Raw genomic sequence first — 20,168 nt, forward strand, 5'->3', positions numbered from 1 at the left:
GTGCCCCGAAGGTAGGCCGATGTTTCGTTACAGTCAAGTATCGTAACTTAACAGCCAGAGGACGTAACGTATCCGCTACGCTCCCGGTATGGCAGCAGCAGATGCCTCGCGACCCGGGGGCCGGCCCCGCGACGCCGCGCTCGACGAGGCGATCATCCTCGCCACCCGGGAGCGGCTCGTCCGGGACGGCTACTCGCTCATGACCATCGGCGACATCGCCGCGGACGCCAAGGTCAGCCGCCCGACGCTGTACCGGCGGTGGAGCACGAAGTTCGAGCTGGTCGTCGACGCCCTCGACTACGGCTTCCGCAAGCAGCGGGACAGCTACGCCGTGGACCTGGCCGGCCTCGCGCCACGCGAGGCGTTCGCCGAGGCCGTCCGGCGGCTGGACCCCGCGTACTTCAACCCGGACGCCATGGTCCTCATGGGCAACTTCGCCGGCGAGGCCATCCGCACGCCGGAGCTGCTCGGGATCCTCCGCGAGCACGCCGTCGAACCGCGGGTCACGCTCGTCGAGAACGTCCTGACGCAGCTTCAGGACAGCGGTGCCGTACGGGACGACATCGACAAGCACACCATCGCCACGCTGTGCTTCGGCAGCTACTTCGCCGCCTTTTACCGGGGCGACGGCCGGGACGAGATTCCCGAAGCGGTCGTTTCGGTGCTGTGGCCCGCCATCGCGAAGGCACCTCGCAAACGCAAGTGAGCTCCGCGCGCAACCATTCCGGGCTCCCATCCGTGCATTAGAGGTGTGAGGACGACTTCGGATCGACGGCGCCGCTTCCGCGCGCGGGCCGTGACCCTGGCGGTGCTGGTGGGGGCCGGTATCGCGGGCGCGGGCGCCGTCATCGGCACGCCGGCCGGGGGACCCGCGCTGGCCTCGGGCCCCGGCGGCCACCACCTGCCCGACGCCACCGCGCTGGGCCGCAGCCCGGCTCCCGCCCCACCGAGCCCGGCGCCGGCGCCGATCCTGCCGTTCAACGCGAAGCTGACGTCCGCGGACATCCCGGTCCCCGGTGGAGGCGTGCGCGACGGCGCCTGCAGCGGCTCGCTGGTCGCGCCGCAGTGGGTCGTCACGGCCGGGCACTGCTTCCACGACCTGAAGGACGCCCGGATCGGCGGCCGGCCGCCGTACACGATGACCGTGACGATCGGGCGGCTCAAGGACACCGACCCCGGCGGGCACACGGCCGTGGTCGTCGACGTCCGCCAGTCGCCGGTCAACGACCTCGCGGTGGCGAAGCTCAGCACACCCGTGGCCGGCATCGCGCCGGTGACGCTGGCCTCGACCCGGCCGAAGGTCGGCGAGGAGCTGCAGTTCGCGGGCTGGGGCTCGCACTCGGCGACCGTGCTCGGCCCGTCGGACCACCTCAAACGCGGCCGGTTCCGGGTTTCCGGCATCGCGCAGTCCACTTTGGAGGCACTGCCGATCGGCACGCGCACGGTGGACAACGGCCCGTGCCCGGAGGATTCGGGCGGCCCGTTCTTCGTTTCGGACGACGGCGACCGCAGCGGGACCCTGGTGGCCATCGTGAACACCGGGCCGCCGTGCCCGGGCCCGGGTGCGGAGACGATCGCGCGGGTCGACGTCGTGGCGGACTGGATCCGTGAGCAGACCGGCTGACCGCCGTCGGTCCTCCGCGCGGGGCGCGGTGCCCCGCGCGGAGACACTGCGTGTCGAACCGGTTGTCGTGACTGGCATTTCGACGGCACCGGGCGCGGGACGTGGCCGCCGCGGAGGTGCGCCTGGAGGCGCGGGGCCGGGCTGTGCTCGCTCACCGGCCGCGATCAGGGCAGGCGGCCTGCGCCGGAAGCCCCGGTGCCGTCACCACATCACCCCTTTCCCGCTCGTTACCGGCAACTGACGACTGTGGCCGGCGGAGAACGCTCCCGCCGCGGGCACTTCCCGGCCCGGGCCCGGACGCGCGGGGGCCGCCGCGACCGGGTGCGGCCGGCGGACGGGTGGGACGGGCCCGAAGCGCGCGGTGGCGGAGACGGCTTCGGCGGCGGGCCGAAGTTCGCGGCCACGATGGCTTCGAACTCCGCCTCGAGCCACGCGGGGTCCGCCAGCACCAGGTCGGCGAACCCGCCTGCCGAACGAACGGTCATCGTCTTCCACTCCCCGGATCGTCTCGCGATATCACCAGGTCATGTCCTGCGCTTCACTATTTTCTATAGCAGCCACCGCAGGTTCTTTCAAGCCCCCGCGCGAGATAATCCGAAAGCCCTACTGCGCCCCTTCGGCGCGGCGGACCGTCACCGCCGGGGCCGCCCCGAGCGACGGGACCGGACCGAACCAGTCGAGGCACACCACCATCGAGTCGTCCTCGGCCTGGCCGCCGCGCCGGCGGCCGGACAGCTCGCGCAGCACCGCGCCCGGGACGTGCGCCGCCGGGAGGTCGGCCGTCGCCGTGACCGCTTCGGCCAGCTCGCGGTCGCCGTAGTGCTCGCCGTGCGGGCCGAGCGCGTCGTACACGCAGTCGCTCACGAAGACGTACCGGTCGCCTTCGGTCGCCTGGAAGCCTTCGGACTCGTAGAGCGTGCCGTCGAACGTGCCCAGCGGGAGCTGCTCGTCGAAGAACACGCGCTCGGCCTTGCCGTCGCGCAGCCGCCACAGCCGCGGGGAACCGGCGTCGACCACCGACACCGCGCCGGTCGCGAGGTCGAACTCCAGCAGCAGCGCCGCCACGTGCTGGGCCCCGCGGTAATGCGCGTAGACCGCCTGGTCGGCCAGTTCGGCCTGCGCGTCGAGCGGGATCCCGGCGCGGCGGGCGTTGCGCAGCGCGTTGATCGCCAAGTTGGTCAGCAGCGCGGCTTCGCTGCCCTCCCCCATGCCGTTGATCAGCGTGACGGCGAGCTTGCGCGCGGACGCCGACCAGTCGAAGCAGTCGCCGTAGATGGCGTAGGCCGGTTCGAGCTGGCCGCCGAGCGCGAACTCCGGGCGGGTGCAGGCGCGGCCGGGCAGCAGCTGCCACTGCATCTCCGCCGCCAGCGTCAGCCGGGACGACCGCCGCGCCTGGACGTAGAGGTCGGTGTCGCGGTCGGCGACGAACAGCTCGTGCGCCACCGCCTCGGCGAACCGCTCGAGCTCGGCCCACACGGACGGCTCCGGCTCCGCCGGCAGGGTCACCGCGAGGACGCCGAGCCGGTCGCCGCGGACGCTGACCGGCAGGTACCCGGTGACGCCGTCGCCCGCGGAGTCGAACGTCGCCGCCTGCGCGACGAACGCGGCCCCCGGTGTCGTGCCCGTCACCGGGATCGGTTCGGTGGTGTAGGGCTCCCGGCCGACCCGGCACAGCTCGGTCAGCGCGTAGTCGGCCATCAGCAGTTCGACGGCCGGCGCGCCGAAGTGCTCGCGCAGCGCCGAGCGCAGCGCGGCCGGCAGGTCGTGCGGCGGGACGTCACGCAGGAGCCGTTCCACCGCCAGGGATCTGTCCAACGCCCGCCTCCTGCTCACCGTCCACCGTGCGCACGCCGGCGCCGGCCGGACGGGTCAGCGCCGTCCCGGCGGGCCGGTCCACGGCGAGTCGCGTGAGCCGTGCTGCCGGTTCAGCATAGAGATGCCAGAGTGGAGGCCGTGGATCGATCCCGCGAGCAGGCCGCCCCGGACGGGGCGGCTGCCGAGTCGACCCTCGCCGAGTTGTTCGAGGCGGTGTTCGAGCGCGGGCGGGACGTGTCGCCGCGGCCGCTCTCGGTGGCGCAGCTACGCGCGGTCGTCGCGCTGGACCGCCACGACGGCGTCAACCTGCGGGAACTGGCCGAACAGCTGGATTCGACGCCGCCGCTGGTGAGCCGGCTCTGCGACCGGCTCGAGGCGGTGGGCTTCCTGGAACGGCTGCCCAGCGCGCGCAGCAGGCGGGAGCTGTCGCTGCGGCTGTCCGACCGCGGCCGCGCCTACCTGCGGGACCTGCGGGCCCGGCGCCGCGAGAACGTCGAGGCGCTGCTGGCGAAGATGACCCCGGCGGGCCGGGCCGGGCTGGCCGCCGGGCTGCGCGAGTACCGCGCGCTCGCCGACGGCGAGTCCGCCGGGATGCCCTGAACCCCTCGTTGTATAGTCGGAATAATTGTTGTTGCATGACAACAGTCATCCGGCGTACAGCAGCGCGCGCCCCGAGGGTCGAGGAGGGGTTCGGTGCTGGGCACGGACGAAAGCCAGGTCCGGGAAGTGCTGGCGCGGATGCTGGCCGAGGACCAGGCCACCTTGGTGCGCGACTGGGCCGGGCAGCAGGCGGGCGCCGGTCCGGAGAGCGGTCCCGAGCTGCGGCGCGAGGCGACCGGCCTGCTGGAAGCCCTGCGCGGCGCCGTCGGCGGCACGCTGCCGGTGGCGCGGATCGTCGAGCAGGACCCGGCGGTGCGCGACGCGCTGACGTCGTGGTCGGAACGCCGGGCGCGCGTGGGCGCCGAGCCGTCGGCCACGGCGATGGCGATGCTCGCGCTGAAGCGGACGATGCTGAGCTCGATCGAGCGCCACACCGAGGACTCCGCGCTGCGCTACCGGGCGGCGCTGCTGGTCAACGAGCTGCTCGACAGCGCGGGCGTGCTGACGTTCGCCGTGTACGCGAGCGGCCGCGAACGGATCATCCGCGAGCAGCACAGCCAGGTGCTCGAGCTGTCGACGCCGGTCCTGCGGCTGTGGCGCCACGTCCTCGCGGTCCCGCTGATCGGCACGCTCGACAGCGCCCGCACCCAGGTCGTGATGACCAGCCTGCTGGAAGCGATCCAGGCCCACCAGGCGCGGGTCGCGATCATCGACATCACCGGCGTCCCCACCGTCGACACCGCCGTGGCGCAGCACCTGCTGCAGACCGTCGGCGCGGTCCGGCTGATGGGGGCCGAGTGCGTGGTCAGCGGCATCCGCCCGTCGATCGCGCAGACCATCACCCAGCTGGGCATCGACCTCTCGCACATCGTCACCCGCGGCTCGCTCGCCGACGCGCTGGCCACCGCGATCCGGCTCATCGACGAGGGCACCCGCTCGGACGGGGTGACCGGGTGAACGCCGGCCTGCCGATCCTCCGGCTCGGCGACATCCTGCTCACCGGGCTGCCGAACGACCTCGACGACAAGACCGCGCTGGCGTTCACCGACGAGCTGACCGAGCGGATCGCGGCCGAGGGCATCCGCGGCGTCATCATCGACATCTCCCGGCTGGAGATCGTCGACTCGTTCGTCGCCCGCGTGCTCATGCAGCTGGCGGGCACCGGGCGGCTGCTCGGCGCGCGGATGATCGTGGCCGGCATACGTCCCGCCGTCGCGCTGACCCTGACCGAGCTCGGGCTGCGGCTCACCGGCGTCACGACCGCGCTCGACGCCGAGCAGGCCATGGAGCTGCTGGGCTGGCGCCGCCCCGCCGAAGAGGCGCCCCATGCGCCCTGACGAGCGGATCGGCGAGGAGCACGACGTCCACCCGGTGCGGGTGGAGGAGGACCTGCTCGCCGCCCGCCACGCCGTGCGGGCCGGCGCGGTCGCCGCGGGCTTCTCGATCGTCGACCAGACGAAGATCGTCACCGCGGCCAGCGAGCTCGTCCGCAACGCCTACCTCCACGGAGGCGGGGGCACCATGACCGTCGGCGTCGTCGGCGACGCCCGCGGCCGCGTCGGGCTGCGGCTGGAGGTGCGCGACGAAGGTCCGGGGATCGCCGACGTCGAGCAGGCGATGACCGACGGGTTCAGCACCGGCGCCGGGCTCGGCCACGGCCTCGGCGGCACCCGCCGCCTGGTCGACGACTTCCACCTCGACACCGCGCCCGGCCGCGGCACCACGGTCACCGTCGTGCGCTGGAAACCGTGACCGCGACCGTCGCCGCGCCGACCCACCGGATCCGCGTCGACCACCCGAGCGCCGCGTACGCCGCCGCCCGGGTCGCGCGCGAAGCGGCGCACGACGCCGGCCTGCCCGACGTCCTCGCCGAACGCGCCGCGGTCGTGGCCGCCGAGCTGGCCGGCAACATCGACAAGCACACCCGCGGCGGGTCGGTGTTCGTGCAGCGGTCGCTGACCGGGCGCGGCATCGACGTGCTGGCCGCCGACGACGGCCCGGGCATGGCCGACCTCGAGCACTGGCTGGTCGACGGCAACACGACCACCGCCACGCTGGGCACCGGCCTGGGTGCGGTGAAGCGGATGGCGACCGGGTTCCGGATCACGTCCTCGCCGGCGGCCGGGACGCTCGCCGCCGCCCGCGTCCTCGACCCGGCCGGACCGGCGTTTTCGGGCTCGGCCGGGCACTTCCGGCTGCCGCGCGAGGGCGAGGAGTTCTGCGGCGACGCCATCGCGCTGGCCGAGGTGACCGGCAGCCGCACCGCGTGCGTCGCCGACGGGCTCGGCCACGGCCCGGACGCCGCCGAGGCCGCGGACGCCGCCATGCGCGTGTTCACCGAGAACCCGGACCGGCCGCTGCCGCACCAGCTGACGAACATGCATCGCGCGCTCCGCACGACCCGCGGCGCCGCGGTCGCGCTGGTGCGGGTCGCGCCGCACCGGCTCGAGTTCTGCGGCGTCGGCAACGTCAGCGGCGCGACCGTCGGCGGCGCGTCGCGGCTGCTGCTCAGCACGCCCGGCATCGTCGGGTTCTCGCTGCCGGCGGCCCCGGTCCGGCAGCTCACGCTGGCCGGCGACGAGGCCGTCGTGCTGCACACCGACGGCGTCGGCAGCGGCTGGCGCGGTCCCGGGCGGCCGGCGGACGTGCTGCTGTTCGCCGCGGACGTCGCCCACCGCTACCGCAACCCGCGCGACGACGCCGCCCTGCTCGCCCTCGACCCGGTCCGCCCCGGCTGATGCCCGGCGACCTCCTCCGGCTCCGGCGGCGGCTGCGCACCGCCTGCGGCGAGGCCGGCGTCCCCGCCGACGATCGCGCGCGTCTCGTGCTCGCCGTGACACTGCTCGCCGAAGCCGCTTTCGCCGCGGGAGAAGCCGTCGACGTGACCACGACGGCCGACGGCCACCGGCTCGCCGTCACCGTCCGGCTCGCCCACGCCGTGAGCCAGCGCCGGCGCAACGAACTCCCGCTGCTCCCGGAAGCCGGCGCCGACGGCACCCTCACCTGGCACCTCACCGGCGGCCGGCCCGCGGTTCCCGACGACTTCGAAGAAGGGCCGGCGACGCGGGCGGAGATGCTCGCGTTGATCGCCCGCGCCGACACGCTCGCCCAGGAGCAGCGGGACCTCAAGCACGAGCTCGCCGAGACCAACAGCGGCGTGCTCGCGATGTACGTCGACCTCGAACAACGCGACGAGGAGCTGCGGCACGCGCACGCGCGCATCTTCCGCGAGCTGGAGGACGCCCTCCGCCCGCCGCCCCCGGTGGTGCCGGGCCTGGAGCTGGCCGTCCACTACTCCCCGACCGACCAGGACTCCCCCACCGGCGGCGACCTCTACGACTGGTTCGTCCTGCCCGGCGGCGACCTGCACGTGACGCTCGTCGACGCGGTCGGCCACGGCGTCACCTCGACCCGGCACGCCCTGACGGTCACCCACGCGATCCGGACGCTCGCCCTGGAAGGCCACCCCTTCGCGGACCTGATCGCGCACGCCGCCCGCACGCTCGCCGCGATCGAGCCCGGGCTGATGGCCACGGTGCTGCTCGCCCGCGTCGACCCGGCGACCGGCCGCACGCGGCTCGCGAACGGCAGCCACCCGGAGCCGCTGCTGGTCACGGCGGCGGGCGACGCGCGGCTGCTGCCCTCACCCGTCGTCGGCCGCGGGATCGGCTTCCCCGCCCCCGGCAGCCCGCGGCTGGCCGAGGCCACGCTCGCGCCGGGCGACACGCTGCTGCTCTACACCGACGGTCTCGTGGAAAGCCGCAAGAACTTCGACGAAGGCCAGGCCCGGCTGCTGCCGCTGGCCCGCGACCTCCGCACCCGCCCGGCCGCGGTCCTGCCCCGCGAGCTGGTGACCCGGATGCACGACGTCGTCACCTACGCCGACGACACGGTGGCCATCGCCCTGCGCCGGAGCTGACCCCGTTCAGGACGCGAGCGGGATCTCCGCCCACACCGTCTTCCCGCCGTCGTCGCGGTGGAAGAGCCCGCGCCGGCCGGAACACGCGGCGACCAGGGTGAGCCCGGTCCCCGCCGGCGCCGCGTCCGGGGCCACCGGGTCGAACCACGCCGACCCGCCGGCGTCCTCCACGCCGATCCAGACCGCGGCGTCGGCGCAGATCAGCAGCGCCCGCAGGGGCCCGGCGGCGTGGCGGACCGCGTTGGTCGCCAGCTCGCCGGTGATCAGCACGATGTCCGCCGCGACCTCGGCCGGGATGTTCCCCGCGGCCAGCCGCTCGCGCACCCAGGACCGCACCAGCCTGATCTGCGCCGGCTCGGCCTCGAACTCGAAGCTTTCCCGCGTCACGTCTTCGGCACCTCCCCCAGAACGATCCCCCCTCGAACCGGATAGCCGATCCGCGGCGCCCTCACACGGGAATTAGCACGAACGGACGCATCGGTTCGTCGGCCGGCCGCCACTGAGCGGGCCGTTCCGGCCGTTCACCGCAGCCGGGGGCGCCGGGCTGTTACAGATCCCGGCCGGTGCGCGACACCACCGTGGAGAATGCCAAGGGGAAAGCGGGGTCGATGACGGGCGAACGGCAGGTGCGGCTGCGGCTGGGCACCCGCGCGGTTTCGGTCCCCGCCGGGCACGGGCGCGAAGTGGTGGAATACGCCGGGGTGACCGTGCTGCGGGTCGAGGACGGCGAACCCGTGGAGCAGGCGTGGGTCCCGGTCGGGACCTGCCCGAGCTACGCCGACGACGAAGCGTTGATCGCCGCCTGGCACGCGGCGCTGGTGTGGAGCCGCTCCCCCAGCGACGCGTGAGCCCGAGCCGTCGAGACCCCGCATGACAGGCCGGGTGCCGGGTCGCCCCGGCACCCGGTCCCCTACCTGGCCCCGCGGCGGCCCGTCGCGACCACCGCCGGGACAGGAGCTCCCGCGATCACGAACTGCGACCCCGGCTCGACGACGACGTCACCCTTCGCCGAGCCGGTGATCCGCACGTTCGTCAGCGTCGCGCTGCCGCGGGCGCCGCTCATCGCGAGGATCCCGGCCCCGTTGTTCGACTTGTCGACGATGACACCTCCGATGGCCGCGGTCACCACGCCGCCGCCGGTCTTGAACTGGATGCCGTCGTAGGTCGAGTCGTGGATCTCGGTGTCCCGCAGCGTCACCCCCGGGATGTCCTTGCCCTGCGCGAAGAACGTGACCGCGCCGAACTTCTGCTGCTCGCCCCAGAAGACGCCGCCGCAGCGGTAGAGGGCGTTGTTCGCGATCGTCGTCTGCCCGGAGAACGGCAGCGGGTCGTGGTCGGTCGCCAGCATGATGCCCGGGTAGTTCATCGTGTCGGACACCAGGTTGTTCTCGATCCGGTTCCCGTACCCGCCGTAGATCGCGAGACCGTTGGCACGCCAGGGAAGCTGGATCGTGTTGTTGGTGAACGCGTTGTCGTGCGCGATGTCCACCGACGGGTCCTTCACGTACTGGTTGGCCCACACCGCGAGCGAGTCGTCGCCGGTGGTGCGGAAGGACGAGTTGAACACCTTGGAGTTGCGCGTGCCGTTGGTGAAGTTGATGCCGTCGGCGTAGGTGTCGCGGATCCGCATGCCGCTGAACTCGAGACCGTCGGCCGGGCCCCACAGCTCGGGTTTGTTGCTGTAGTCGCGGCCGACCCACACACCGACGTTCGCGTGCTCGATCCACAGGTTCGAGATCTTCGTACCGGTGCCGAACCGGCCGTTGAGCCCGACGCCGCCCTCGGCGTTGCCGTCCCCGCCGCGGATGCGGCCGGAACCGAAGATCGCGATGTCCGAGATCTGCACGTTCTTGTCGATGTCGAAGCCGAAGTTGCCTTCGTGCGGGTGGTTGATCGTGCCGGCGTCCTGCGGCTGGATCAGCGAGTACAGCTGCGACCGCCACATGCCGGCGCCGCGGATCGTCACGTTCGAGATGCCGACCTGGTTGTACTGGCCGCCGCCGTTGGGCACGGTCGGGTCGTCGGTCAGGATCTTGGCTTCCTGACGCCACTGTCCTTCCGGGATCCAGACGCAGGCGATCCTGCCGTTCTGGTCGTCGGTGACCGCGCGCTGGATCGCCGGGGCGTCGTCGACGCCGTCGCCGGACACGGCGCCGTACTCGGTGATGGACGTGCATTCGGCCGGTTTCGGCAGCGCCGGGGCCACCTGTTCCAGGTCGACCAGGTCGATCACGTAGTACGCCGCGTTGTCGCCGTTGTCCCGCTGCAGCTTGAACTTCGTGCCCGGCGGGTAGGACTGGGACAGCAGCGCGTGCGACTCGTCGAACAGCCGCCGGGCGTCGCCCTGCGGCGTGTTCGTCAGGCCTTCGGGGTCGTCGGTGGTGCCGTAGAGCCAGCTGTGCTTCGACGACAGCGTCAGCTTCTGCGCGAAGGTCCCGTTGACGTACAGGCTGAGCGTGTAGTCCTGGCCGCCACCGCCCGCGGCGTCGGGGACCGAGTTGCGCACGACGATCGAGTTCGCCTGGTTCGCGGAGGTGACCTCCACGTACTGGCCCTGGCTCGCGAGCCGGACGGACTGGCGGCCCGAGGACTCGGTCGCGAAGTTCGTGTGCCCGAACGTGCGCAGCGCGTCGGCCTGCAGCAGCTGTCCTTGGTACTGCGCGGATTCCGCTTCGTACTCGGTGTACGGCACGGCCGCGCCGCGACCCACCACGATCGCCCGCGAGAGCTCGTTGTTGGACTCGTTGGTCTCCGCGACCGTGTTCGTCGCGTCGGCGGTCGCGGTGAGGGTGGCACCGCCGTTGGTGGCCGTCCACGTGCCGGAGATGGCGACGGTCGCCGTGGCGCCGGCCGCGATCGCGCCCGTCGCGCCGGTCAGGGTGGTGGCGCCGGCGGTCAGCCGGGTCACCGACGTGCCGGAGCCGCTGGTGCCGCGGTTGTGCACCGCGACCGTGAACGACACCGCCGCGCCCGCCGCCGGGTTCGCCGGGTTGGACGTGATGCCGGTGACCTCGAGGTCCGGGCCCGGCGCCTGGGCGATCACCAGCGGCGTCGGCGAGGTGAACGTGTTGTTGGTGTCGTCCTGCTCGACCACCGTGTTGGTGGGGTCGGCCGTGGCGGACACGCTGTAGGTGCCCTGCGGGCGGGTGCCGGCGTTCACCGTCACCGTCGTCGACGCGCCGGCGGCGAGGGCGCCGACGGCCGCGGTGCCGACGACCGTCCCGCCAAGGCTGACGGTGGCGGTCGTGGCGGCCGCGGCCGCGGTGCCCGCGTTCTTCACGGTCGCCGAGACCGCGACCTGGCTGGTCTCCGTCGGGGTGGCCGGGGTCCATGTCGTGCCCGTGACTACCAGGTCCGGGTTCGGCGCCGGCGTGCCGAACACCTGGAACTCCGCAACCTGCCCGCCGGGCGCGCCGGAGTTGGCGGTGAACCGGAGCCGGACGTCGGCCGCCCGCCCGCTGACGGGGATGGTCACGGTGTTCTGGTTGGCCGCCGGGTCGAAGCGGTAGTCGGCGCCGGCCTCGAGGGTGGTGAACGCCGTGGCGCCCTGGTCGCGGCCGAGGACCTCGAAGGCCTGCGTCCGCGCGCCCCAGACCGGGTCCGGGTTGAGCTTCACGACGACCTGGTCGAGGTCGGCGTCGGCACCGAGCTTGACGGTCAGCGTGCCCGGCTGACCGGAAGCTTCCCAATAGGTGCCGGTGTTGCCGTCGTTCGCATTGGCGGCGACGAAGGAGAAGACGCTCGAGGAGGCTTCGATCGGCTTGCCCGCCGCGAGGTTCTGGCCGGCCTGGGTGCCTTGGCGCACGACGTGGTTGCTGTCGGCGGACTCGTGCCCGGCGGCGTCCTTGGCCCGCACGAAGTATTCGACGCGCGTGCCGGCGGGCCGCGTCTCGGTGAAGTCGGTGCCGGTGACCGTGGTGACGGGCGTGCCCTCGCGGTAGACGGTGTAGCCGGTGACGCCGACGTCGTCGGTCGAGGCGGACCAGCCGAGCTTGACCTGGCCGGCACCCGGCTCGGTGAGCACGAGGTTCGCGGGCGCGGTCGGCGCCTGCGTGTCGCCCGAGTCCGGCCCGTACAGCTCGAACTCCGAGAGCTGGGCCGCGGGCCACCGGGTGTTCGCGGTGACGTTCAGCCGGACGTACCGGGTCGAGGCGGTCACCGGGATCGTCACAGTGCCGGTGCCGGCCGCGAAGGCGTACCCGGTGGCGGCGGCGAGGTCGGTGAACGCCGTGCCGTCGGTGCTGCCGCGCACGGCGAGGGTCTCGGTGCGGGATTCCCACGTGGCGGGCAGTTTCAGCACGATCCGCGAGAGCGTCTTGACGGAGCCGAGGTCGGCCTGGATCCACTGCGGGAACGCGTTGTTCGCGGACTCCCAGTAGGTGGCCTGGTTCCCGTCGACGGCGTTGGCGACGGGGTAGCCGGGCAGCGCGCTGCTCGCCGACACCGTCCTGGTCAGGGGCACGTCGGCGAGCGCGGCGGGCTGGGCTTCCGGGCCTGGTGGCGCGCTCGCCGCGGAGGCGAGGGAGAGCCCGGCGGCGGACAGCCCCATGGCGAGGAATCCGGCGACGAGCCGGGACAGGCGCGTTCGAGTCATGGCGTCTTCTCTTCTTCGAGACGGCGGGGAGGGGACTCAGAGCCACCCGAGCATGCAACAAGTGAGCGCCGTCACGCAAGAACTTGACACCGATCAGAAAATTTACGACTCCATGGTCGTCACTCGCCTGGCCCAACCGGACGAACCAGGGCGAACCGCTCGGCGAACGCCGCCAGCTCCTCGCGCTGGGCGACCGGGTCGGCGGTCGTCGGGCTCACGACGAGCCTGGTCACGCCCTCGTTCGCGAGGTGCTCGACGTCCACTTCGGACATTCCGAGCGAGCCCCATCGCGTGTATTGCAAGGCATCCGGGTCGCGGCCGGCGTCAGCCGCGGACGCCCGCGCGAGGTCGAGCTGACGGCGGCGCTCGTCCGGGGTGAGCCGGCCGCCCGGGAAGTAGCCGTCGCCGCGCCGCCCGGCCCGGCGCGCGGCGGCCGGGCTCGAGCCGCCGACGTGGATCGGCAGCCGGCCGGTCGGCTTGGGGAAGCTGCAGACGTCGTCGAAGCGGAAGAACTCGCCGTCGTGGCTGACGCCGGTCTCGTCGCCCTCCCAGAGCAGCCGCAGGACGTCGATCGCCTCGTCGGCCCGGCGGCCCCGGGTCGCGAAGTCGACCCCGGCCGCGGCGGCCTCTCCGGGCAGCGCGCCGACACCGACGGTGAGCAGCCGCAGGCGCCCGCCGGACAGCAGGTCGAGGGTCGCCAGCCTTTTGGCCAGCACGACCGGGTGGTGGTACGGCAGCAGCAGGACGCCGGTGCCGAGCAGGATCCGCCGTGTCCCGGCGGCGACGAAGGACAGGCACTCGAGCGGATCACCGTAGGGCAGCGTCGGGTCCAACGCCATCGTCCCGATCGTCGTGCCGGGTTGCAGGGCGATGTGTTCCGGGAGGTAGAGCGACTCGAAACCGAGTTCTTCGGCGTCTTTTGCGACGCGCAGAAGCGCGGCGGGGTCGACGCCGAGGTGCGGGGTGCTGTAGCTGATTCCGAACTTCACGGAGGGCGACGCTAAACAGTGCCGCCCGCGTCAAGGCAACCGCTTACCGCAGCGCGAACACCATTCCGATGTCGGCCGCCCGCTGGACCGGGTCCTGCACCGCCTCGACCGCGAAGCCGCGCGTGGCGAACACGTCTTGGACGCGGTCCCGGTTGGCCGACCACCGTTCCACCTCGACGACCGCTTGGCGGATGAGCGGCCAGTGGCGGTCTTCGATGCCCCGCAGGACTTCCAGCTCGGCGCCCTCGACGTCGACCTTCAGCAGGTCGACGCGGTCGATGCCCTCCTCGTCGAGCACCGGCGACAGCGGCCGTACGCGGACGCGGTGCGTCTCCAGCTCCCGCATCACCCGCAGCTTGCGGCCGACGAGCCCGCGCAGGACGGGCGCCGGCACCCGGCGGGCCGCCGGGCCGAGGCCGCCCCGGCGGATCATCTCGACGATGCTGGCCGTGACCCGGCGGCGCTCGGCCTCGACGTTGCCCTCGTCGCGCCACGACGACGAGAAGATCGTCGCGCCCGGGAAGTAGCTGAAGTCGAGCTCGTCCTCGCTGGCCGAGAGCCCGAAGGGCAGCGCTTTCAGGTGACCCGCGAAGAAGTCCTCGGCGTTGCGCGCCAGCTTCTCGAACAGCGGCGGCAGCGGTTCGAACGCGTAGATGCGCACGTCACCGCCCAGCCGTTCGTAGACGGCGGCGGAGAAGACGCCGACGTTGGCCCCGACGTCCAGGACGGTCGCGCCGGGCGCGAGCTCGACGCCGTTGGCGAAGTAACCGCCGACCTCTTCGCGCAGGAACGACACTTCCCACGGGTTGATGCTGTGCAGGTCCATCGTCACGCGCAGAGGCTTATCAGTCCCGGGCGCCGCGAACCAGCCCCATCGGTAGGTCACCCGATCGTGGACGGCGGCGTGGGCCACACTGGAGGGCATGACCGCGACGCTGCTCATCGCCCGCCAGCTCGAGGTGCACGACCACCTGCTGGCCCGGGGCTGGCGGCTCGACGGCGACACCGGCCCGGCCGACGTGAAGTTCCTGGACGACGCGACGGCGGGCTGGTCGTACCCGGCCAGCTTCGGCGGCCGGCGCACCAACGAGGTCGGCGACACGACGCCGATGGTCCTGCAGTGCTACTTCACGTTCGGCGACGAGGGCGAAGTGGTGTTCGGCGTGCTTCCGGCGGGCAACCTGCGCGGCAGCGGGTGCCCGAAGCACGACACGCGGGAGCGGCTGTTCCCGCTGACCGGGACGGGCCACGTGGACCTCGTGACGCTCACGGCGATGGTGGACGAGCTGGAGCCCCTCGCGCGGGCGCACGACGTGCGCGCACTGGTCGAGTGCCGATACTTCGGCCCGTGCGGAGCCCGCCGGCGGTAGGAACGCGGCGATCGGCCGGTTCTCGCCGGCGGCCTGAGCGGCCGAGCCCGCCCGGCCTTTCGGGCGACCCACCCGCCCGGCTCCGACGCGCGGCCATGGTCGGCCGCGCCGGATTCACCGCCGCCACTGCGCGGCGCGGCGGCAGTAGCCGAGGAGCCCTTCGCCTCGGCCGGCTCGGCTGACTGGCTGGCTGGGCCGGCCGGCTAGGCCGCCTCGGCCGACTGGCTGGGCCGGCTGGCTGGGCCAGTCGAGGCGGGCGGCACCCCCGCAGCCGCCGGTCGGGCCTCCCCGGCCCGAGCAGCTGAGCCACCCGAGCCCGGTCGGCGCCGACAGCCACCCCGCCCCTCCCGACAGCCGAGTCCGGGGCGCAACCGCGGCCGGCCAAGCCAGGCTCGTCACCGGTAACCGACCCGGCGCGCCACGCAACCCTTGACGATCGCGCACCGCCTGCCTAAGTTCTCCGGACATAGGACGTCAGACATCCCATGTCCTACCTCGACGAGGAGGTCGAACCCGGTGTCCCCGATGCGCAGACTCGGCACGATCCTGCTGGCCGCCGCCACCATGGGCCTGCCCTTCACCCCCGCCGCCACCGCCGCTCCCGGCTGCTCTTCCTCGGTGCCCTTCACCTCCGGCACCGAGGGCTACGACACCTTCCGCATCCCCGCGGTCGTCCGGGCCGCGAACGGCGCGCTGGTCGCCTTCGCCGAAGGGCGGCGCGACTCCGCCGGGGACTCCGGCGCCATCCAGACCGTCTCCCGCACCTCGCGCGACGGCGGCTGCAGCTGGGGACCGCTCTCCGTCGTCGACAGCAACGGCGACGCCACCGCCGGCAACCCGACGCCGGTGCTCGCCCGGGACGGCGACCTCGTCCTGCTGACCGTCCACAACGGACTCGTGTCGGAGAAGCAGATCATGTCCGGGCAGGCCTCCGCGCAGGACACCCGCCGCGTCTTCGTGCTGCGCAGCCGCGACAACGGCCGCACGTGGAGCAAAGCTCAGGACATCACCGCCGACGCGAAGCTGCCCGGCTGGCGGTGGTACGCCACCGGCCCCGGGCACGCCACCCTGCTGCGCCACGGCCCGCACGCGGGCCGGATCGTCGTGCCCGCCAACCACTCCGGCTCCCCGGCCGCCGGCTCGGCCGACGTCGGCACCGAAGCGAAGTACTACGGCGGCCACGACCTCTACAGCGACGACGACGGCCGCACCTGGCACATCGGCTTCACTGACGACCGCACCGACGGCGTCGTCGCCGCGAACGAGACCACGGCGACCGAACTGCCCGACGGCACCCTCTACTTCTCCAGCCGCAACCAGGGCTCCGCCGCCGAACACCGCGTCGATGGCTACAGCGCCGACGGCGGGAAGACGCTCGTCCGGCCGTACCAGGTGCAGCCGGCGCTGTCCGGGCCGAAGGTCGAGGGCAGCGTCCTGCAGACGACCGTCCCGTGGCTGCTCGTGTACTCGGGCCCGGCCGACCCCGCCACGCGCGCGGTCCTGCAGCTGCGGCTGAGCACCGACCGCGGGCGCACGTGGCGCGCGGGCCCCACGCTCACCAGCGGGCCGGCCGCCTACTCCGACCTGGTCCAGGCCGACCCCGCCACGCTCGGCGTCCTGTACGAGACGGGCACGGCGGGCCCGTACGAGAAGATCGTGTTCGAGCGGGTGCGGTTGGCCCCGGGACAGCTCGGGAACGCCCCCGCCAGGAGGTGATCGCCGTGGCCGATCTGCTGGCTCCGCGCGTTCCGGGACCGGCACGGCTGCGCGAGCTGCTGGCCGGCGACGAGCCGGTCGTGGCACCGGGCGCGTTCGACGCGCTCAGCGCCCGGCTGGTCGAGGCCGCCGGGTTCCCGGCCGTCTACATGACCGGCTTCGGCACGACAGCGTCGCTGCTCGGCCGGCCCGACGTCGGCCTGCTCACCATGACGGAGATGGTGCAGGCGGCGGGCCGGCTCCGGCAGGCCGTGGAGGTGCCGGTGATCGCCGACGCGGACACCGGTTACGGCAACGCGCTGAACGTCATCCGCACGGTCCGCGAGTACGAAGCCGCCGGCGTCGCGGCGATCCACCTCGAGGACCAGGTGGCGCCTAAGCGCTGCGGCCACCTCGAAGGCAAACGCGTGATCCCGGCGGAAACGATGGCCGACCGGGTCCGGGCCGCCGTCGCCGCCCGGCACGACCCGGACTTCCTGCTGATCGCCCGTACGGACGCCCGCGCGGTGGAGGGCCTCGACGCGGCGATCGACCGGGCCCGCCGCTACCGGGACGCGGGCGCGGACATGCTGTTCGTCGAGGCGCTGCAGTCCGAAGCGGAGATCGAACGGGTGGCGGACGTCTTCCGCGATGTGCCGCTGCTGTTCAACTGGGCCGAGGGCGGCAAGACGCCGCCGCTGGGCCGGGACCGCCTGCGGGAGCTGGGGTTCCGGCTGGTGATCTGTCCGATCTCGACACTGCTCGCGGCCACCGAGGCGATGCGCGCGGTCCTCGGCCGGATCGCCGCCGACGGCACCCCGGCCGGGGCGGTCCGCGACCTGCCCGGGCTGACCGGCTTCGCGAACCTGGTGGGCCTGCCGGAGATCGAGGAGATCGGCGGCCGCTTCGGCGACGGCTGAGCGTTTTTGTCGGTGCTGCCCGGTAATGTCCTGTCCGTGGAAGCACGGGAACGCATTCAGGAACTCGCCGATCGCATCGTGGTCCTCCGCGACGCGTACTACCGGGGTTCGCCCGTCGTGGCGGACGCCGAGTACGACGCGGTCGAGGACGAGCTGCGGGGGCTCGTCGAGGCGAACCCGGAGCTGACGCCGGACCCGAACCCGCTCGACCAGGTGGGCGCGCCCGCCGTGCTGCACGCGCCGATCCGGCACTCGCGGCCGATGCTCTCCCTGGAAAAAGCCACCAAACCCGAGCAGGTCGAGGCGTTCTTCGACCGCTTCCCCGGCCAGCCGGTCGTCGTCATGCCGAAGCTCGACGGCCTGTCGCTCGCCGTCGTCTACGAGGAGGGCCGGCTGCAGCGGGCCGTCACCCGCGGGGACGGCACGACCGGCGACGACGTCACGGTGCTGGTCCGGGCGCTGACCGACGGCATCCCGGAGCGGCTCGACGCCCCCGGCCGGGTCGAGGTGCGCGGCGAGGCCGTCATGCTGCGCTCCACCTTCGCCGCCTACAACGAGGCGCACCCGGACAAGCCGCTGATCAACCCGCGCAACGCCGCCGCCGGCACGCTGCGGGCCAAGGACCCGGTCACCGTCGCCGAGCGGCGGCTGCGGTTCTTCGCCTTCGACCTCTACACCGACCCCGACAGCGCGGACACCGACCTGGGCGGCGCGCTGCAGACGCTCGGCTTCACCGCGGCCGACATGCGCCGGTGCGCCGACGCGGCGGCCGCGCAGGAGGTGATCGGCGAGATCGAGCAGCGGCGCAACGAACTGGACTACGACCTCGACGGCGCCGTCCTGCGCCTGGCCGACCGGGACGCCTACGCGGCGGCCGGCACCCGGTCGAGCTCGCCGCGCGGCGCGCTCGCCTTCAAGTTCGCCGCCGAGGAGAAGACCACCGTGCTCGTTGATGTCCGCTGGGACGTCGGCAAGACCGGCAAGATCGCCCCGGTCGCGTGGCTGGAGCCGGTGTTCGTCGGCGGCACCACCGTCACCCGCGCGACCTTGGCCAACCAGGAGGTCATCAAGGCGCGCGGGATCAAGATCGGCGACACCGTGCTCGTGCGCCGCGCCGGGGACGTCATCCCGTTCGTGGCCGGCGTGCTCGACGCGTCGAAGCGCACCGGCGCGGAGCGGGAGATCGTGCCGCCGAGCGCGTGCCCGTCGTGCGGGCAGCCGCTCACCGAGCAGGGCAACAGCCGGGAACTGTTCTGCACCAACGTCGCCTGCCCCGCGCAGACCGTGCGGCGGCTGATCCACTGGGCGTCGCGGGCCGCGGCGGACATCGACGCGATCGGTGGCGTGTGGATCGAGCGGCTGGCCGAATCCGGCGACCTCGAACACCCGTCCGACTTCTACCGGCTGACGAAAGAGCGGCTGCTGGAGTTCGACCGCATCGGCGAGGTCTCGGCCACCCGCATGATCGAGTCGATCGACGGCAGCCGGTCGGTCGGGCTGCGCCGCGCGCTGATCGGACTCGCCATCCCGATGGCCTCGGAAGGGACCGCCGCCCGCCTGTGCCGGGCCGGGTTCGGCTCCCTCGAAGACGTCCTCGACGCCGGAGTCGACGGGCTGGTGGCCGTCGAGGACATCGGGCCCAAGGTAGCCGCGTCGCTGATCGAGCACCTCACGCGGCTCAAGCCCGAACTCGAACGGCTGCGCGAGCGCGGCGTTTCGCTCGACGTCCGCGAGGAGGACCTGCCGCCGGTCGTCGCGGCCGGCGCTCCCCTGGCGGGCAAGACGGTGGTCGTCACCGGCTCGATCAGCGACCCTCGGTCCGGGGAGAAGGTGCCCAGGCCGACGTTCCAGCGGCTGTGCGAAAAGGCGGGCGCGACCATCGCGTCGTCGGTCTCGGCGAGCACCGATCTGCTCATCACCGGTGCCGACGTCGGCGCCGCGAAACTGACGAAGGCCGAGAAGCACGGCGTCACCGTGGCCGACCAGAGCGAAATCTGGCCGCAGCTCATCGAAGCCGGGATCATCTGAGGGAGGGGCTCATGAGATGCTGCGACCGCGCAGCAGGCTCGAGGGAGAGGCGGAGCGGGTGACCACCTGGACCGATGTGATCAACTACGTTCGGACGCGGTACGAGGTCCTGGAGGACACCGACGGCTGGCTCAGGTTTCGTTTGGAGGGCCCGGACGGCCGCACGCAGCAGGTGACCGCGCACCACGTGGAGGAACTGCACGGCGGCTCGTGGGTGGAAATCTCCTCACCGGTCGGCTGGGCCGACAAGATCGACCTGCGCCGGCTGCTCGAACTGGCCGGCAACTCGGCCGTCGGCGGCGCCGCGGTCGTGGACGGCGTGGCGCTGCTCAAGCACACCGTGCCGCTGGAGGACCTCAGCATCGAGCACGAGTTCGAGCGGCCGCTGAAGTCGGTCGTCGCCCGGGCGGACTCGCTGGAGCACGAGCTGACCGCGTCGGACGAGTTTTAGTTCCCTACACGTGCATCGCCAGCCACAGCGCCATCCAGGCGAGGCACGCGAGCGCACCCCCCACTCCGAACGCCAGCAGCACGCGGCGCAGCCCCGCGACGACCCCGGCCCGGCCCGACACTTCGGTGATCCCTGCTTCAGTCATGGCTTTCTGGTGCCCCGG

General features: G+C 73.0%; 21 protein-coding genes. 14 read left to right on the forward strand and 7 right to left on the reverse strand.

Annotated features, from left to right (window positions below):
* Positions 1 to 88 precede the first annotated feature (88 nt).
* Both ABFJ78_RS34670 and ABFJ78_RS34675 read left to right on the forward strand, forming a co-directional pair.
* Positions 89 to 706, forward strand: a complete 618-nt coding sequence (locus ABFJ78_RS34670; RefSeq protein ID WP_436391275.1) for a TetR/AcrR family transcriptional regulator — start codon at positions 89 to 91, stop codon at positions 704 to 706.
* A gap of 45 nt (positions 707 to 751) precedes the next feature.
* Positions 752 to 1,624, forward strand: coding sequence for a S1 family peptidase (locus ABFJ78_RS34675; RefSeq protein ID WP_436391277.1), 873 nt, complete (start codon positions 752 to 754; stop codon positions 1,622 to 1,624).
* 227 nt (positions 1,625 to 1,851) lie between these two features.
* Here the strand turns inward: ABFJ78_RS34675 and ABFJ78_RS34680 are convergent, their stop codons facing one another.
* On the reverse strand, positions 1,852 to 2,109 hold the full coding sequence (locus ABFJ78_RS34680; RefSeq protein ID WP_436391279.1) for a hypothetical protein: 258 nt from the start codon (positions 2,107 to 2,109) through the stop codon (positions 1,852 to 1,854).
* A gap of 118 nt (positions 2,110 to 2,227) precedes the next feature.
* Positions 2,228 to 3,439 (reverse strand): PP2C family protein-serine/threonine phosphatase, encoded by a 1,212-nt coding sequence (locus ABFJ78_RS34685; protein WP_436391281.1) that lies wholly within the window; start codon positions 3,437 to 3,439, stop codon positions 2,228 to 2,230.
* Between the two features lie 129 nt (positions 3,440 to 3,568).
* Here ABFJ78_RS34685 and ABFJ78_RS34690 point away from each other — a divergent pair, with 129 nt between their 5' ends.
* From ABFJ78_RS34690 to ABFJ78_RS34715, 6 genes are all read left to right on the forward strand, one after another.
* The gene (locus ABFJ78_RS34690; RefSeq protein WP_436391282.1) at positions 3,569 to 4,039 is read left to right on the forward strand and encodes a MarR family transcriptional regulator; all 471 of its coding nucleotides are present in this window, start codon (positions 3,569 to 3,571) and stop codon (positions 4,037 to 4,039) included.
* Positions 4,040 to 4,132: 93 nt separating this feature from the next.
* Positions 4,133 to 4,996, forward strand: coding sequence for an STAS domain-containing protein (locus tag ABFJ78_RS34695; protein ID WP_436391284.1), 864 nt, complete (start codon positions 4,133 to 4,135; stop codon positions 4,994 to 4,996).
* Positions 4,993 to 5,376, forward strand: coding sequence for an STAS domain-containing protein (locus ABFJ78_RS34700; RefSeq protein ID WP_436391286.1), 384 nt, complete (start codon positions 4,993 to 4,995; stop codon positions 5,374 to 5,376). Before ABFJ78_RS34695 ends, ABFJ78_RS34700 begins: the two co-directional genes overlap by 4 nt.
* On the forward strand, positions 5,366 to 5,791 hold the full coding sequence (locus tag ABFJ78_RS34705; protein WP_436391288.1) for an ATP-binding protein: 426 nt from the start codon (positions 5,366 to 5,368) through the stop codon (positions 5,789 to 5,791). The genes ABFJ78_RS34700 and ABFJ78_RS34705 overlap by 11 nt, the downstream gene beginning before the upstream one ends.
* On the forward strand, positions 5,788 to 6,777 hold the full coding sequence (locus ABFJ78_RS34710) for an ATP-binding protein (RefSeq protein WP_436391290.1): 990 nt from the start codon (positions 5,788 to 5,790) through the stop codon (positions 6,775 to 6,777). Before ABFJ78_RS34705 ends, ABFJ78_RS34710 begins: the two co-directional genes overlap by 4 nt.
* On the forward strand, positions 6,777 to 7,958 hold the full coding sequence (locus ABFJ78_RS34715) for a PP2C family protein-serine/threonine phosphatase (RefSeq protein ID WP_436391292.1): 1,182 nt from the start codon (positions 6,777 to 6,779) through the stop codon (positions 7,956 to 7,958). The genes ABFJ78_RS34710 and ABFJ78_RS34715 overlap by 1 nt, the downstream gene beginning before the upstream one ends.
* A gap of 6 nt (positions 7,959 to 7,964) precedes the next feature.
* On the opposite strand, the gene ABFJ78_RS34720 is transcribed toward ABFJ78_RS34715, so the two are convergent.
* Positions 7,965 to 8,345, reverse strand: coding sequence for an ATP-binding protein (locus tag ABFJ78_RS34720; RefSeq protein WP_436391294.1), 381 nt, complete (start codon positions 8,343 to 8,345; stop codon positions 7,965 to 7,967).
* A 221-nt stretch (positions 8,346 to 8,566) separates the two neighbouring features.
* Here ABFJ78_RS34720 and ABFJ78_RS34725 point away from each other — a divergent pair, with 221 nt between their 5' ends.
* Positions 8,567 to 8,806, forward strand: a complete 240-nt coding sequence (locus tag ABFJ78_RS34725; protein ID WP_436391296.1) for a hypothetical protein — start codon at positions 8,567 to 8,569, stop codon at positions 8,804 to 8,806.
* Between the two features lie 62 nt (positions 8,807 to 8,868).
* Here ABFJ78_RS34725 and ABFJ78_RS34730 read toward each other — a convergent pair whose 3' ends face one another.
* The 3 genes from ABFJ78_RS34730 to ABFJ78_RS34740 form a co-directional block, all read right to left on the reverse strand.
* The gene (locus ABFJ78_RS34730; RefSeq protein ID WP_436391298.1) at positions 8,869 to 12,552 is read right to left on the reverse strand and encodes a CARDB domain-containing protein; all 3,684 of its coding nucleotides are present in this window, start codon (positions 12,550 to 12,552) and stop codon (positions 8,869 to 8,871) included.
* Between the two features lie 119 nt (positions 12,553 to 12,671).
* Entirely contained in the window at positions 12,672 to 13,541 is an 870-nt protein-coding gene (locus ABFJ78_RS34735; RefSeq protein WP_436391300.1) for a TIGR03619 family F420-dependent LLM class oxidoreductase, read from the reverse strand.
* Between the two features lie 43 nt (positions 13,542 to 13,584).
* Positions 13,585 to 14,466 (reverse strand): FkbM family methyltransferase, encoded by an 882-nt coding sequence (locus tag ABFJ78_RS34740; protein ID WP_436391302.1) that lies wholly within the window; start codon positions 14,464 to 14,466, stop codon positions 13,585 to 13,587.
* On the opposite strand from ABFJ78_RS34740, the gene ABFJ78_RS34745 reads away from it, so the two are divergent.
* The 5 genes from ABFJ78_RS34745 to ABFJ78_RS34765 all read left to right on the forward strand — a co-directional run bounded on the left by ABFJ78_RS34745 (position 14,465) and on the right by ABFJ78_RS34765 (position 20,005).
* Positions 14,465 to 14,911, forward strand: a complete 447-nt coding sequence (locus tag ABFJ78_RS34745) for a hypothetical protein (RefSeq protein WP_436391304.1) — start codon at positions 14,465 to 14,467, stop codon at positions 14,909 to 14,911. The genes ABFJ78_RS34740 and ABFJ78_RS34745 overlap by 2 nt on opposite strands.
* Before the next feature lie 525 nt (positions 14,912 to 15,436).
* Positions 15,437 to 16,627: a sialidase family protein gene (locus tag ABFJ78_RS34750; protein ID WP_436391306.1), complete on the forward strand. Its 1,191-nt coding sequence runs from the start codon at positions 15,437 to 15,439 to the stop codon at positions 16,625 to 16,627.
* A gap of 5 nt (positions 16,628 to 16,632) precedes the next feature.
* Positions 16,633 to 17,526, forward strand: a complete 894-nt coding sequence (locus tag ABFJ78_RS34755; protein WP_436391308.1) for an isocitrate lyase/PEP mutase family protein — start codon at positions 16,633 to 16,635, stop codon at positions 17,524 to 17,526.
* 36 nt (positions 17,527 to 17,562) lie between these two features.
* Complete coding sequence (gene ligA / locus ABFJ78_RS34760) at positions 17,563 to 19,554, forward strand: NAD-dependent DNA ligase LigA (protein ID WP_436391310.1); 1,992 nt, start codon at positions 17,563 to 17,565, stop codon at positions 19,552 to 19,554.
* A gap of 58 nt (positions 19,555 to 19,612) precedes the next feature.
* On the forward strand, positions 19,613 to 20,005 hold the full coding sequence (locus ABFJ78_RS34765; protein ID WP_364454198.1) for a hypothetical protein: 393 nt from the start codon (positions 19,613 to 19,615) through the stop codon (positions 20,003 to 20,005).
* Between the two features lie 4 nt (positions 20,006 to 20,009).
* On the opposite strand, the gene ABFJ78_RS34770 is transcribed toward ABFJ78_RS34765, so the two are convergent.
* Positions 20,010 to 20,150 (reverse strand): hypothetical protein, encoded by a 141-nt coding sequence (locus ABFJ78_RS34770; protein WP_167379510.1) that lies wholly within the window; start codon positions 20,148 to 20,150, stop codon positions 20,010 to 20,012.
* Between the last annotated feature and the right edge of the window lie 18 nt (positions 20,151 to 20,168).

The sequence above is a fragment of the Amycolatopsis sp. MEPSY49 genome (genome assembly GCF_051337345.1).
Lineage (GTDB): Bacteria > Actinomycetota > Actinomycetes > Mycobacteriales > Pseudonocardiaceae > Amycolatopsis.

Excerpts from the sequence above, each read along its gene's own strand:
- ABFJ78_RS34670 (WP_436391275.1), top strand. The coding sequence starts at position 89 with ATGGCAGCAGCAGATGCCTCGCGACCCGGGGGCCGGCCCCGCGACGCC.
- ABFJ78_RS34680 (WP_436391279.1), bottom strand. The coding sequence starts at position 2,109 with ATGACCGTTCGTTCGGCAGGCGGGTTCGCCGACCTGGTGCTGGCGGAC.
- ABFJ78_RS34705 (WP_436391288.1), top strand. The coding sequence starts at position 5,366 with ATGCGCCCTGACGAGCGGATCGGCGAGGAGCACGACGTCCACCCGGTG.
- ABFJ78_RS34715 (WP_436391292.1), top strand. The coding sequence starts at position 6,777 with ATGCCCGGCGACCTCCTCCGGCTCCGGCGGCGGCTGCGCACCGCCTGC.
- ABFJ78_RS34725 (WP_436391296.1), top strand. The coding sequence starts at position 8,567 with ATGACGGGCGAACGGCAGGTGCGGCTGCGGCTGGGCACCCGCGCGGTT.
- ABFJ78_RS34730 (WP_436391298.1), bottom strand. The coding sequence starts at position 12,552 with ATGACTCGAACGCGCCTGTCCCGGCTCGTCGCCGGATTCCTCGCCATG.
- ABFJ78_RS34745 (WP_436391304.1), top strand. The coding sequence starts at position 14,465 with ATGACCGCGACGCTGCTCATCGCCCGCCAGCTCGAGGTGCACGACCAC.
- ABFJ78_RS34740 (WP_436391302.1), bottom strand. The coding sequence starts at position 14,466 with ATGCCCTCCAGTGTGGCCCACGCCGCCGTCCACGATCGGGTGACCTAC.
- ABFJ78_RS34750 (WP_436391306.1), top strand. The coding sequence starts at position 15,437 with ATGCGCAGACTCGGCACGATCCTGCTGGCCGCCGCCACCATGGGCCTG.
- ABFJ78_RS34770 (WP_167379510.1), bottom strand. The coding sequence starts at position 20,150 with ATGACTGAAGCAGGGATCACCGAAGTGTCGGGCCGGGCCGGGGTCGTC.